The sequence below is a fragment of the Massilia sp. BKSP1R2A-1 genome, from assembly GCF_050586525.1.
GTDB lineage: Bacteria > Pseudomonadota > Gammaproteobacteria > Burkholderiales > Burkholderiaceae_D > Telluria.
In genome coordinates, this window is sequence record NZ_JBOBRE010000004.1 from 99,071 (window position 1) to 113,572 (window position 14,502).

Genomic DNA, 14,502 nt, shown 5'->3' on the forward strand with positions numbered 1-14,502 from the left:
CCTTAGTTGCCTCCCAATTCGGCCTGCATCTTCTCTTCGCGCGTGAAGCGGAAGCGCGTGATCACTTCCCACAAGTCGTCCTTGCCGCGCGTGCGCATATTCGCCGGGAAGGCGCCGAAGGGCGCGGCCTGGCGCACGATGCGCAGGGCCGCCGCATCCAGCGCCGGGTTGCCCGAGCTGCGTTCGACGCGCGGGCCGCCGTCCTTCGTATAGATGCTGCCGTCCTGGAAGATCGGGATGTAGACCACCAGCTCGCCGTAGAGCTTTTTGCCGTTCTGCTGGGGGAAGTTGAGCGTGCCGATTTCCTCGATCCGCTTCTGCATCTCCTTATAGTAGAGCGCGTAGCCGACCTGGCGGGTGCTGGGCGTGATCTGGGTGCGCTTGGGACGCTTGTTCTGGTCCTCGATGCGCTCGATGACCTCCGCCGCGGCGCGCGAGATGGCGCGGCTGGTGTCGAAAGCGTCGTTGCCGGTGCGGGTGGGGTCGGGCTTGTCCTGCTCCGTTTTTGGCGGGGCGGTGAAGGTGGATTTCTGCACGCGGGTCAGGACGTTCTGCTGTTGCTGTTCGAGGTCGGCGATGCGGCGCTGCAGGGCCTTGATGCTTTCGCCGTTCTCGATTTTCCGCAGGTCGGGCAGCGGGGAACGGGAGCGGCCGGCATCCGCCGTGCCGCCGCCTTCCAGGTTGGCCTGGGCCAGCGCGTCGGCCTTGGTGGGCGCGTTCGCGTGCTTGGCGTTCACCAGGATGACTTCGAGCCCCGGATCGGCGGGCTGCTGCCGGAACGCGTCCGGCGCGGCGAAACGCACCGCCAGCAGGCCTGCGTGCGCGAGCACGGAGACGCCGAGGGCGATGATCAGGGGGCGGTTGTTCTGCAAATACGTCACTGCGCTGAGGGTGCCCGGACGGGCTTGGAAATCAGGATTGGGCATTCTAACCTGCAACTGCGGGTGCAGGGAGATTGCGGAGCGTGCATGCCACAGACAGGAAAAATGTCGTCCATCGATATTGAATAGTTGACAGCAATCAATAGCTTTTTACTGTATTGCCGCAGCATTTCAGTTTTGACTGGTGGAGCTGCCCATGCCCTTGACTTCGCTGCAACTGTCGCCAGAAACCCTGAGCGACGCCAACCGCCCGCTCCGTCTGCGCCTTGCGGGAGAACAGGAGGTGCTTGCCAACCTTCTGCTTGTCCAGCAGGTTACAGGGCAAGCCACGATCTGTGGCGGATTCGAGTATCGGCTGTTCTGCGTCGCCAGCCAGGCCGGCTTGCCGCTCAAGATGTTCAACGCGATGGCGGCGGAGTTGCAGTTCGTCACCGACCGCGGCGGGCTGCATTCGGTCTGCGGCATCGTCGCCCACGCGGCCGAAGGCGAGAGCGACGGCGGCCTGGCCACCTATCAACTGGTCATCCGCGATGCGCTGGCCCTGCTGGAGGCGCGCACCAATACACGGGTGTTTCGCGATGCCAGCGAAATCGACATCACGCGCGTCCTGCTGCGCGAATGCTTGCAGCATAACCCGGTACTGGCGCGCGCATTCGATTTTCGCCTCCAGACAAGGGAGAGTTACCCGCGCCGCGGGTTCACGATGCAAAGCAACGAATCCGATGCCGCCTTCCTGCGTCGTTTGTGGAAAAGACGCGGCCTGGCCTGGTTCTTCGAAGCTGGCGACCCCGTGGGGGACGGCATGGTGCGCGGTCACCGGCTGGTGCTGTTCGACGATCCTCGTACGCTGGGGCAGTGCAGCGCGGGCACGGTCCGCTATCACCGGGATGACGGGACCGAGGAACGGGACAGCATCACCGCATGGCATGCGCTGCGCTCGCTCGGTTGCGGACAGGTCACGCGTCACAGCTGGGACTACAAGCAGTCCGCGGCGCTCGACCTCACGGTGCCTGGCCGCTACGACCAGGGAGCGCTGGGCAACCGCTTTGCCGCCAGCCTGGACGACTATATGGCCCTCGCCCCCCATGCCGGCGACAGCGCCGGCGATTTCCGCGACCTGGCGACCCTGCGCATGGAGCACCATGAATACGCTTCCAAGATGTTCGAAGCGGAGAGCGGTGTGCGCGACCTGTGCGTCGGCCAATGGATCGCCATCGAAGGCCACGCCGAAGTCGATACGCACCCCCATGACGAACGCGAGTTCGTGCTGACCGGGTTGCACGTCGAAGCCGAAAACAACCTGCCGAAGACCCTGAACGACCGGATCGCGCGCCTGTTCGCGCTGAACCGCTGGCACTCGCCGAATGAAGGCTCCGAAAATACGCGCACCGAGAGGCGTGGGCGATACGCGAACCGCTTCAGCTGCGTGCGGCGCGGCATTCCCATCGTGCCGGCATTCGACCCGCGCGTCGACCTTCCTCAGGTGCGGCTGCAAAGCGTGATCGTGGTCGCCCCAAAGGACGAGGAGGTGCATTGCGACCAGCATGGCCGGGTCAAGGTGCGCTTCCCGGCCTGCCGCCCGGACGACCACGCACACGCCCAGGGCGCAGGGGCGTCGGGCAGCGATACCGACTCGGCCTGGATACGGGTGGCGAGCTCCTGGGCCGGCGACCATTGCGGCGCGATCTCGCTGCCCCGCGCCGGCGACGAATGCCTGGTGGACTTCCTCGGGGGCGACCCGGACAAGCCGATCATCATCGGCCGCGTACACGGGGCGCGCACACCGCCGCCGGACTTTACGCACCAGGGCGCGCTGCCGGGCAACCGCTTCCTGTCGGGGATCAAGAGCCGCGAAATCGGCGGACGCCGCTACAACCAGCTGCGCATGGACGACACGCCGTCCCAGATCAGCGTCCAGCTGGCGAGCGAGCATGGCCATAGCCAGCTCAATCTCGGCGAGCTGCGCCATGTGCGGCGTGACGGCAAGGCCACGCCTCGCGGCGAAGGTGCGGAACTGCGCAGCGACGAACACGTGGCCGTGCGCGCGGCCAAGGGCATCCTGCTCAGCGCATGGAAACGCCTGAATGCCGTCGGCAACCAGCTGGCCCGCGCGGAATTCCTGTCCCTGATGGCGCAATGCCTGGAGCAATGCCAGAACCTCGGCACGTACGCGGCCGAGCACCAGGCAATGGCGCTCGACGCCGAACCACTCGGGCAGCTAAAGGAGCAACTGGACGGATGGGAGAACGGCAGCAATGTCGCCCCCGATGGCAAGGACGGCGGCGCCGCCCTCATCGGCCTGAGTGCGCCGGAAGGCATCAGCTTCGCCACGCCCAAGGCCCTGATCAGCTATGCCGGCAGCAATCTCGACAGCGTGGCCCAGCAGCACCTCCAGCTCACCGCCGGCCAGCGCTTCAACCTGAACGCCGGACAGGGCGTCTCCATGTTCGCGCACACCGGGGGCATCAAGGCCATCGCCCACCAGGGCAAATTCCTGCTCCAGAGCCAGCACGACGACACCGAACTCAACTCCGCGAAGAACGTCAGGATCACGGCCACGGACGGCAAGGTCGTCGTGATGGCGAAGGAGATCCAGTTCATCGCCGAGGACGGGTCCTTCGTCAAGATCGGCGGCGGCATCACGCTCGGCACCGAAGGCGACATCAAGCACCACGGCGCCAACTTTCCTTTCGATGGCCCGGCCACGATGGCGACCAAGCTGCCCGTCTTCGACAAGGGCGGGGCCGACCAGAAATTCGTACTGAAGTACGGCGCGCACGGCGACGACCCGGTAGCCGCCGCCAACCGCCGCTACGAAATCGCACTGAGCGACGGCAGCACCTTGACGGGAACCAGCGACGCTGCCGGGAAAACCGACTTGCTGGAACGCGATGCGATGCACATCGCACGCATCCGCATCCTGAGCGACGAATCCTGAGGAGACTTCCATGCCTTATCCGCGAGAGGCCAGCTGCATCGGAAAGGACGCCAGCGTGCTGCAATGCGGCCGCAAGTCGGACAAGACCGTCGACGTGCGGCCCGATCTTCCCTGCAATGTGATCGTCATCCACGGCGTCAACGACGTTGGCACCGGGTTCGGCGCGGTCGAGGAAGGGCTGTGCGCCGGGCTCGATGTTCGCCTGCAAGGCGCGCCGGGGCGCTTCGTTCCGGGCAGCTACCGCATGCCGACCGCGGCGGACAAGAACGTCGTCGAACCGGATCCGGATGCGGTGTTCTTCAAGCGCAGCATCGCGGAAGCGACGCATAGTCCAGTGATTCCGTTTTACTGGGGCTATCGCGAACTGCGCAGCGAAGCCGGAACGAAGAACGGGCAACGCATCGACCGCTTCGGCAACCGCCTCGACAAGGACCTCTCGAAAGGAGGCGGCCCCTTCGCCAACGCCACCAGCACCCTGCCGGACATGTGGAACCGCGGTATCTGCGCGCCGGCGGACGTGGGCGGCGACCCGATACGTCCGGTGTACAGCGCCCCCGGCCGCATGTACATGGTGCTGGCCGCCAAACGGCTGGCCGCCCTGGTCGCCATGATCCGCGACTACGATGCTAACGAGGTGGTCAACATCGTCGCCCACAGCCAGGGCTGCCTGGTCAGCCTGCTGGCCCAGGCCTTCCTGCTTGACGAGGGCAAGCGCCCGGCCGATACCCTCGTCCTGACCCATCCGCCCTACAGCCTGGAAGAAGATGCCGGCGTCCTGGTCGGCATCGCGGAGACCGTCAAGAGCGGCTCCGACCGCGCGATGGAAGGGCATTATGCGCCGCTCAGGTCCCGCCAGACCTTCGATGCGCGCCTGCGCACGCTGGCTAACATCGTGCAGGGCGTCGCCGCGCGCAAGCACACGGCTCCCGCCTTCACTGCCTTATCCGACCATGCGAAACACCACGGCATGGTAGGTGCGAAGTGGAGCGCCGGCGCCGACCGCGACAACCGCGGCAAGGTCTACCTCTACTTCTGCCCCGAGGACATGACGGTGGCGCTGGACAATATGAAAGGGATCGGCTGGCAAGGCGTACCCGATTTTATGAGTGGTCAAGCGGTGCCGAAGGACGGGAGCACCCGGGTGCGCGGCGGCTGGGGCAACTCGACCAGACGGGTCGCCACCGAACGGCAAGAGCGCAAGCCGCTGGCGGAACTCGGGCGCGGCTTCTTCCAGCGGGTCTTCACTGCCAAGCAACGCAACGGCCGTGCGGTCCTTGTCGGGCAACCTCCCCACGACTTCGCCCTGCGCATCGAAGGCGAGGATGACCATGCGCACGTGGCGGACGCCAACCGAACCTTGCGCACGCATCACCCTGAGGCCGCACAACCGGCCAAGACGGGCATGCTGGACTTCATGAAGTCTGCAACGGACAAGCGCGAGGGCATGCGCACGATCAACGGCGAAGCCTTAGGTACGCCAGTGCCGGCGGACCTGCGCGGCAGTGGCCAGATCGATCCGAAGAATATCCCGAAGGGTTCGAAGCAGGCCAAGGTAGCCGCCAAGGACCAGGGCCCGTGCGAAGAGGTCGATCCGATCGACGCGGCAATCGCCGTCACCAGCGGCAAAGGGCTCGATTCCAGGTACGAGGAGGTTCCTGACCCGTCCGGCGCGCCGCGCAAACCGGAGCAGTTCGAGGTGCTTTCGCCGGCAGACTGCAAGCGCATCGAGGAGCGCTACAACGGCGACCGCAAGCTCGACAAGGACGGTGAGAATGCACGATGCCGGGTACTGGGCGCGACACGCCAGACCAACGGCAAGGTCATAGCCCATATCCAGGAAAGTCCGAATGAAGCGCGCAGACGCTGGCAGAACGAAGTCAGCCCGAAATCATTTCACGGATCGATCTTCGGCAGCGTGAAGAATCACCGGAATGTAACGGCATATGACCTGGCGATCGGCGGCGGGCTGGCGTCAAGCGATCCGGCGTTTTATGCGTACCTGTGCGCGGTGGCGGACTGGCGGCTGCAGTCCGACGAAAAAGCTGAAAAGCGGTCATCTGTCTTGCGTTGGGAACGGTTTGAAAAGCTTCATGGCGTCTACTGGTCGGCTGAATCTGCGGAGCGCAAGGAGCTCATCAAGGCGAACTCGATCTATTACAGCTCCGGGAATCTGCCGTCCTGCGTGCCTGCACTACATGTCGGGCTGCCGAAGCTCGTCATTTGCGAAACCGTGGCCGGAGACCGCGTCATGGCCAATCCATCTGGAACGCAGAGTGGAAAAAAGGAGAAACAATGATAAGCAAAGAAGTGCGTAGTCAGCCCAGGCCAGTCGCATACCTCATCAGCGTCGGCCTTACGCTTGCGGTCCTCATTCCGATCTGGACCGTATTTGTAATGACGGTCATCGAGCCAAAAAGTTTAACAATGGAGGAGCAGACAATGGGCAATCGCATCTTCTGGTGGGTGCTTGGGCCGGTCGTGCTGGTGGCAACGCTTTTTGGTACGCACTGGACGAAGACGTCAAAAAGCGGAGGTCCAGCACAGAACGGTGAAGCGCTGCAGCCCGCAGGTCTGAGTGAACAGCAGAAGCGCGAATACGTCCTGGAAGTAATCGGACTCGGTGTCACCCTGGACAAGTATCGACAGGGCAAACTCTGGGAAGCGCTGCAGGCCGGAAATTCTCATTCCACAATCCGCGAGCAAGATCCCAACAAATATCCATGGAGTGCGCTGGACAAGGATGGAATGAGTGGCGGACGTGGTGGCGATACTCTTGAGAACGGGGCGTCGTTCACGCCCATGTATTTCGCGGTGCCAGTATTCAACGCAGAATCAGAGGCACACAATGAAGGACGTGCTGATACCCCCCAAAGCCCTACGCCTGGCCTGGCCGGCGGCGCGATCGGAGCGGGCATGGCCTGGCACCTGTTCGTAGTAGGCCCACGCCGCTTCGGCGAGCGGCCCGACCGCATCCTTGAGGACGTGTTCGCCTTTTTCGACGCCCACCCCGACGTGCCCTACATCGTGTTGAACTCGGAAGACAGTCTTGGCACGCGCGACAGCAATAGCCCTCCGAATTCGCCATCCCTGCTAAGGAATGGCAACTATGTCACGGAAAGACCGGACGCATCTGCCCTCTTCGTGCTGGCACGGCGCGAGCGCGTCGATCCGGTGCGGCCTTTCGTGTGGGACGATCCGGACAATGAGTTCGTGCAAAAGGAATTTCGCTGGATGTACTGCCAGCTACTGTTCGCGGTTCCCAATTCGATCCGCAAACACGCTCTGCAAACCCCGGCCCAGGTCGGCGCCGACATGACGCACCAGCAGCTATATGGAGAGCTCGAGCGCCAGCCTCTCATCAGCGAATGGCTCGAAGCCGCCGCCGCCTTCACCCAGCGCCCCGACCTGCGCGGCACCGGCGTCAGCGGCATGCTGGCCACGGTCAATCCGTTCAAACACTACCCGCCCAAGGACTGGAAACCGACGCCCTGGTTCCCGATTCCCTGGAACCGCGAGCAGCTCGAGACTTTCGACAGCCTCCCTACGCTTGGCTACCTGCACCGTCCGGTCTTCGTGAAATTTACCGACGAACATGGCAAGCCGGTGACCCGGCGTGCCGAGCGGCAAAAGCTGCTGCAGGCCGGCTGGCAAGCCGCGCTCCAGAACCTGCCCGAAGCCCGGCGCAAGGATGGCGCGGCGCGCGTGGTCGTCGCCACCGGCGGCAAGGCCGCTCAACTAATCGCCCTGCACGGCGTACTCGATGCCCAGGCTGCGGCTGGCGGTCCCGAGATCGACAGCAGCAAGTCGAGCCAGTTCATCGATACCGACAAGCGCCTGGGCGATACCGGCGCCGCTACCTTATTCGTGCAGATGGCGATTGGTGTGATGGGTAGTTACCGGGACGGCGGCGTGAGTGCCGCCGTCAATCTGCGCGGCGAAGACGAGGCCAGCATTGTCCTGATCAGTCCGCCCACGGACGAGCAGAGAAAAAGCCAGAGGCATCCGCGCGGCGGCGACGTGTTCGCGCATCGCGGCACGCCGGCGATCGATCCCGGCAGCTATCGGTAGAACCCGTCCTCGAGCGGCACCAGCGACGCCGCCGGCAAAGCCGACTTGCTGGAACGCGATGCGGCATCCGCATCCTGAGCGACGAATCCTGAGGAGACTCCATGCGCTATCCACGACAGGCCAGCTGCATCGGAAACGACACCAGTGTGCTGCAGTGCGGCCGCAAGTTCGACAAGACCGTCGACGTGCGGCCCGACCTTCCCTGCAACGTCATTGTCATCCACGGCGTCAACGACGTCGGGACCAGTTTCAATGCGGTCGAGGAAGGACTGTGCGGCGGCCTCGATCATCGCCTGCATGGCAAACCAGGACGCTTCGTGCCGGGAAGCTACCGCATGCCGACCGCGGCGGACAAGAACGTCGTCGAACCGGATCCGGATGCGGTGTTCTTCAAACGCAGCATTCAGGAGGCGACCCACAGCCCGGTAATCCCGTTCTACTGGGGCTACCGGGAAGAGTTCAACAAGGCAGGGACGAAGAACGGGCAGCGTATCGACCGCTACGGCAACCGGCTCGACAAGGACCTGTCGAAAGGCGGCGGTCCCTTTGCCAACGCCACCAGCACCCTGCCGGACATGTGGAACCGGGGCATCTGTTCGCCGGTGGATATCGGCGGCGATCCGGTTCGCCCTGTCTACAGTGCGCCCGGCCGCATGTACATGGTGCTTGCCGCCAAGCGCCTGGCCGCCCTGGTCGCCATGATCCGCGACTACGACGCCAATGAGGCTGTCAACATCGTCGCCCATAGCCAGGGCTGCCTGGTCAGCCTTCTTGCCCAGGCCTTCCTGCTCGATGAGGGCAAGCGCCCAGCCGACACCCTGATACTGACCCATCCCCCTTATAGCCTGGAAGAGCATGCCGCCCTCTTGGGCATAGCGGAAACCGTCAAGAGCGGCAGCGACCGCGCCATGGAAGGCCAGTATGCCTCGCTCAAGTCGCGCCAGACCTTCGATGCGCGCCTGCGTACGCTGGCGAACATCGTGCAGGGTGTCGCCGCACGCAAGCATACGACGCCCGCCTTCACCGCGTTATCCGATCACGCGAAGCACCATGGCATGGTCGGCGCGAAGTGGAGCGCGGGAGCCGACCGCGACAACCGTGGCAAGGTTTATCTCTACTTCTGTCCCGAGGACATGACGGTGGCGCTGGACAATATGAAAGGGATCGGCTGGCAAGGCGTGCCAGACTTCATGCGCGGCAGTGCGGTGCCAAAGGACGGGCACAGCCAGGTGCATGGCGGCTGGGGCAACTCGACCAGGCAGGTCGCCACCGAACAGCAGGAGCGCAAGCCGCTGGCCGAACTGGGTCGAGGCTTTTTCCAGCGGGTGTTCACCGCCAAGCAGCGCTACGATCCGGTCAGAAAGGCCGTTGCCCCGGTGCTGGTCGGACAGGCGCCTCATGAATTCGCCCTGCGCCTCGAGGACGAAGACGACCACGCGCACGTGGCGGACGCCAACCGGACTGCGCGCACGCACCACCCGGAGGTGGCGTGGCCCGCGAAGCCTGGCATGCTGGATTTCATGAAGTCCGAGGCGGACAAGCGCGAAGGCCTGCGTACGATCAACGGCGAACCCCTACGCACGCCGGTACCGGCGGATCTGCGCGGCAGCGGCCAGATCGATCCAAAGAATATCCCAAAGGGCTCGAAGCAGGCCAAGGTGTCGGCCGAGGACCAGGGGCCGTGCGAAGAGATCGATCCGATCGACGCCGCGATCGCCATCACCAGTGGCAAGGGGCTTGATTCCCGGTACGAAGAGGTACCCGACCCGTCCGGTGCACCGCGCTACCCGGAACAGTTCGAGGTGCTGCCGCCGGCGGAATGCAAGCGCATTGAAGAACGCTACAACCGTGAACGCAAGCTCGACAAGGACGGCGATAACGCACGATGCCGGGTACTCGGCGCCACGCGCCAGACCAATGGCAAGGTCATGGCCCAGATCCAGGAAAGCCCGAACGAGGCGCGCCGGCGCTGGCAGAACGAAGTCAGCCCGAAGTCCTTTCACGGCTCCATCTTTGGCAGCGTGAAGAATCATCGGAACGTGACGGCCTATGACCTGTCCATCGGCGGAGGGAGAGCGTCGAGCGATCCGGCGTTCTACGCCTATCTGTGCGCGGTGGCGGATTGGCGGCTGCAAACCGACAAAAAGTCCGAGAGGCGATCTTCTATTATGCGCTGGGATGAATTCGTCGAAAAGTTCAACATATATTGGGCCGCCGAACCGGCCGAGCGCCGGGAGCTAATCATGGGCAACGCCGCCTACTATGGGTCCGGCATTCTGCCGACCTGCGTGCCTGCCCTGCATTTAGGCTTGCCAAAGCTTGTCGTCTGCGAAACGGTGGCAGGGAATCGGATTGCTGTCAGTCGACCGGCGACGCAAGGAGTAAAAAGGGAGGCGCGATGAGGACCACGGAGTTGACCCGTAGAGTTAAGACATGGAAATACCTCAGCGGCGCTATTTTGGCGCTTTTTATCTTAATCCCGATCTGGACTGCTTTCGTAATGACTGTCATCGAGCCGGCAAGCTTAACTCTAAGGGAGCAGACGATGGGAAATCGAATTCTATGGTGGGTGCTGGGACCGGTTGTGCTGGTAGTAACACTGTTCGGCGTATATTGGGTGAAGATGTCGAAAGGCGAGAGTCCGGCGCAGCGTAATGAGACGCTCCAGGCCCAAGCAGCAAACCTGAGCGAACAGCAAAAGCGCGAATACGTACTCGAAATCATCGGACTTGGTGTCACACTAGACAAGTACCGCCAGGGCAAGCTGTGGGAAGCGCTGCAGGCCGGCAATCCACATGTCACGATTCGCGAGCAGGACCCTAAAAAGTACCCATGGAGTGAGAGTGACAAGGGTGGACTGAGCGGCGAACGCGGCGGCGATGCGCTCGAAAACGGGGCTTCGTTCACACCCATGTATTTCGCGATCCCCGTTTTCAACGCCGAGCCCGAGGCGCACAATGAAGGCCGCGCCGATACTCCCGAAAGCCCTACCCCTGGCCTCGCGGGCGGTGCGATCGGCGCCGGCATGGCCTGGCACCTGTTCGTAGTGGGCCCACGCCGCTTTGGTGAGCAGCCCGATCGCATCCTCGAGGACGTGTTCGATTTTTTCGATGCGAACCCAGACGTGCCCTACATCGTGTTGAATTCGGAAGATAGTCTTGGTACGCGCGACAGCAATCGGCCGCCAGGTACGCCGCGCCTGCTCAAGGACGGCAACTACGTGACCGAAAAACCGGATGCCTCCGCTCTCTTCGTGCTGGCCCGTCGCGAGCGCGTCGACCCGGTGCGGCCCTTCGTGTGGGACGATCCGGAAAACGATTTCGTACAGAATGAGTTCCGCTGGATGTACGGCAACATGAGGGCGTCTGTTCCGAATTGGATGCGCAAGCAAGCCTTGCAGACGCCGACACAAATCGGGGCCGACATGACTCGGCAGGAACTGTACAACCCCCACGGCGAGCGCCAGCCCCTGATCAGCGAATGGCTCGAAGCCGCCGCCGCTTTTACCCAGCGCCCCGATCTGCGCGGCACCGGCGTCAGCGGCATGCTGGCCACGGTCAATCCGTTCAAACACTACCCGCCAAAGGACTGGAAGCCGACTCCCTGGTTCCCGATTCCCTGGAACCGCGAGCAGCTCGAGACCTTCGACCGCCTCCCTACGCTTGGCTACCTGCACCGTCCGGTCTTCGTGAAATTTACCGACGAATATGGCAAGCCGGTGACCCGGCGTGCCGAGCGGCAAAAGCTGCTGCAGGCCGGCTGGCAAGCCGCGCTCCAGAACCTGCCCGAAGCCCGGCGCAAGGATGGCGCGGCGCGCGTGGTCGTCGCCACCGGCGGCAAGGCCGCTCAACTAATCGCCCTGCACGGCGTACTCGATGCCCAGGCTGCGGCTGGCGGTCCCGAGATCGACAGCAGCAAGTCGAGCCGGTTCATCGATACCGACAAGCGCCTGGGCGATACCGGCGCCGCTACCCTATTCGTGCAGATGGCGATTGGTGTGATGGGTAGTTACCGGGACGGCGGCGTGAGTGCCGCCGTCAATCTGCGCGGCGAAGACGAGGCCAGCATCGTCCTGATCAGCCCGCCCACGGACGAGCAGCGCAAGAACCAGAGGCACCCTCGTGGCGGCGACGTGTTCGCACATCGCGGAACGCCCAATATCGATCCCGGCAATTATCAGTAAACCGATATCACGCCCTGGAGGCTCCATGCGCAAGATCATTCGTCTGAACGACACTACTAGCCATGGTGGAAAGGTCGTGGAGGTTGCCGCGACTCATTTCACAGTGAGAGGAGTCGCTGTCGCCCGGATCGGCGACAAGACCAGTTGCCCGATCCACGGCCCTGGTAGCATCATCGAGGGGGAAGCACGCCACACCATCGACGGCGTGCGCGCAGCATACGAGGGACACAAAACCAGTTGCGGCGCTACCCTGCTGCCGGCGGATCCGCACCTGACCTGCAGTTGATCTGCAGGAAGTCAGTTCGTAGAATGAGCGGTCCTTGCCCCGCGTTCATGCATGGTTTGAACGCGCGGACGGCGGAGCCGTCCACCCTACGTATTAGGCTGTTCCCGCGTTGGCGGGCACCTCGACGCCATCTTCCGTCGTGACGGCGGCAACCACACCCTCCGCCTCCACGACTTCGGCCAGCGCCGCTTCCCCGGTATCGCCCTCTTCCTCTTCCTCGAGTTCGAGCGAGGCATCCGGCGCCACCGCCGCCACCTCAAGCAGGCGCGCTTCCAGCGACAGGTCGACTTCGTCCCAGCGCACGATATCGAGCTTGACCTGGGCACCGCGGGGCGCCGAGGGCATGCCGGTCAGGCGCACCACCAGCGGAATCTCGACCAGGCGCACGATCTCGTCCTTCAGCACCACGGCATCGACCTGCTTGGCCTGTTCCTGGCCCAGCCAGCGCAGGCACCAGTAGCGTTCCATGTTCTGCTGGAAGTCGTTGTAGGCCGCATACGCCGCGTCAAAGCTCGAGACGATGGCGAACAGCGTCGCGTCGCGGTGCTTGAACGGGGCCACCAGCGGCGCGGTCACGCCATTGGCGGCGCAGGCCAGGATCTGCCACTGGTTCACCAGGTCGGTGTAGCGGCGCAGTGGCGACGTGCTCCACGCGTACTGGTCCACGCCCAGGCCCTGGTGCGGGGCGGCGTGGGTCACCATGCGGACCTGGATCTTGGCATTCCAGCCACCCGCGCCCGGACCCTGCGAGCGGTAGATGCCCGGCACGCCCGAGTCGTGCAGCAGCTTGCCCCAGGTGCTGTTCGCGAAGATCATCAGCTCGGCCACGATCTTGTCGAGCGGCGCGCCGCGCTTGCGGCGCACGATGCTGACCACGTCGTCTTCGACGTAGAAGTTGAAGTCGACGCGGTTGGCCTGCTCGGGTTTCAGGCCGAAGGCTTCGCGCTTCTTCATGCGGCCCGCTTCCAGCTGCAGCGCCCACTGCCACAGGAAGCCCAGTTCGTCCTTGTGCGGATATTCGCCCTCGCCGCTGTTCAGGGTTTCCTCGTTGACCAGGTCATCGAGGTCGTTGTGGCGCAGGTTCGATTTCACCGGCACGCGCTCGGCGCGGGTGGTGGTCGAGACCACGGTCCAGTCCTGCGGGTTCAGCACGGCGTACAGCGACAGCGCCGGGCAGTCGTTCCCTTCGGCCAGGGTGAAGGCGTTCACCACCTCGTCCGGCAGCATGGTGATCTTATCGCCCGGCATGTAGACGGTCGACATGCGGGCGCGCGCGATCTTGTCGATGGCGTCGTCCGGGCGGATGCCCAGGCCCGGCGCCGCGATGTGGATGCCCACTCGCACGGTGCCGTCGTCCAGCTTCACCACCGAGAAGGCGTCGTCGATCTCGGTCGTGGTCACGTCGTCGATCGAGAAGGCGGCGACGTCGGCCAGCGGCAGGTCGGCCGGCGCCTTCGGCACCTCCACTTGCGGGAAACCGGCGCCGCGCGGGAAATGCTCGAACAGGAAGCGCGCCATGTGCAGTTCCTTGGGCGAAGCCAGGCCGCCGGTGTTCAGCATCAGGCGCGGGGCCGTGGTCTGCATGTCGGAAGCGGCGGCTTCGAGCGCCTTGTACTCGATGGTGTTCTTGTCCGGCTTGAACAACAGCTGCTGCACGATCGACTGCATCGAGGCGGGGAGTTTGCCGGCCTTGAGCTCCTCGACGTAGCCGGCCTGGATGATGGCCTGCTGCTTCTTCTTCTCGATGCCGGCCAGGGCCGCCTTGAGAGTCTGCTCGGGCGCGGCCTTGTAGCGTCCGCGGCCCTTCTTGTGGAAGTAGATCGGCGCCGCGTGCAGGGCCAGCACCAGGCCGGCCGCCTCGGACGGCAGCGGCGCATGGCCGAAATATTCGGCGCCGAGTTCCGCGAAGCCGAATTCCTCCTGGCCCGCGACTTCCCACAGGAAGTCGAGGTCGACCTCGGCGGCGATGGCCTTCGCGGCGCTCATCAATGCTTCCGGCTCGGGATTGGCGAACTGGATCAGCACGTCCTTGGCCTTGACCTTGCTGCGCTTGCCGCTGGCCAGCTCCACCTGGTAGGCCTCGCCCGCCTGCGACAGCACGGTGCCGACCTTGAAGTCGCCCGACTCTTCAAAAAATACGTTCATA

General features: G+C 64.0%; 8 protein-coding genes. 6 read left to right on the forward strand and 2 right to left on the reverse strand.

What is annotated here, in order from left to right; translation table 11 throughout:
• Window positions 1-2: 2 nt before the first annotated feature.
• Entirely contained in the window at window positions 3-926 is a 924-nt protein-coding gene (locus ACQ7JA_RS07885) for a TonB family protein (RefSeq protein WP_430896319.1), read from the reverse strand.
• Between the two features lie 151 nt (window positions 927-1,077).
• On the opposite strand from ACQ7JA_RS07885, the gene ACQ7JA_RS07890 reads away from it, so the two are divergent.
• The 6 genes from ACQ7JA_RS07890 to ACQ7JA_RS07915 all read left to right on the forward strand — a co-directional run bounded on the left by ACQ7JA_RS07890 (window position 1,078) and on the right by ACQ7JA_RS07915 (window position 12,356).
• Complete coding sequence (locus ACQ7JA_RS07890) at window positions 1,078-3,819, forward strand: type VI secretion system Vgr family protein (protein WP_430896321.1); 2,742 nt, start codon at window positions 1,078-1,080, stop codon at window positions 3,817-3,819.
• A 10-nt stretch (window positions 3,820-3,829) separates the two neighbouring features.
• A complete protein-coding gene (locus ACQ7JA_RS07895) occupies window positions 3,830-6,115 on the forward strand; it encodes a T6SS effector phospholipase Tle3 domain-containing protein (RefSeq protein ID WP_430896323.1) in 2,286 nt (761 codons plus the stop codon).
• A gap of 143 nt (window positions 6,116-6,258) precedes the next feature.
• On the forward strand, window positions 6,259-7,887 hold the full coding sequence (locus ACQ7JA_RS07900) for a type VI lipase adapter Tla3 domain-containing protein (protein WP_430896325.1): 1,629 nt from the start codon (window positions 6,259-6,261) through the stop codon (window positions 7,885-7,887).
• Between the two features lie 101 nt (window positions 7,888-7,988).
• A complete protein-coding gene (locus ACQ7JA_RS07905; protein ID WP_430896327.1) occupies window positions 7,989-10,289 on the forward strand; it encodes a T6SS effector phospholipase Tle3 domain-containing protein in 2,301 nt (766 codons plus the stop codon).
• A 98-nt stretch (window positions 10,290-10,387) separates the two neighbouring features.
• Window positions 10,388-12,070 (forward strand): type VI lipase adapter Tla3 domain-containing protein, encoded by a 1,683-nt coding sequence (locus ACQ7JA_RS07910; protein ID WP_430896329.1) that lies wholly within the window; start codon window positions 10,388-10,390, stop codon window positions 12,068-12,070.
• A gap of 25 nt (window positions 12,071-12,095) precedes the next feature.
• Window positions 12,096-12,356: a PAAR domain-containing protein gene (locus tag ACQ7JA_RS07915; RefSeq protein ID WP_430896331.1), complete on the forward strand. Its 261-nt coding sequence runs from the start codon at window positions 12,096-12,098 to the stop codon at window positions 12,354-12,356.
• A 93-nt stretch (window positions 12,357-12,449) separates the two neighbouring features.
• Here ACQ7JA_RS07915 and ACQ7JA_RS07920 read toward each other — a convergent pair whose 3' ends face one another.
• The gene (locus ACQ7JA_RS07920) at window positions 12,450-14,501 is read right to left on the reverse strand and encodes a ribonuclease catalytic domain-containing protein (RefSeq protein ID WP_430896333.1); all 2,052 of its coding nucleotides are present in this window, start codon (window positions 14,499-14,501) and stop codon (window positions 12,450-12,452) included.
• Between the last annotated feature and the right edge of the window lies 1 nt (window position 14,502).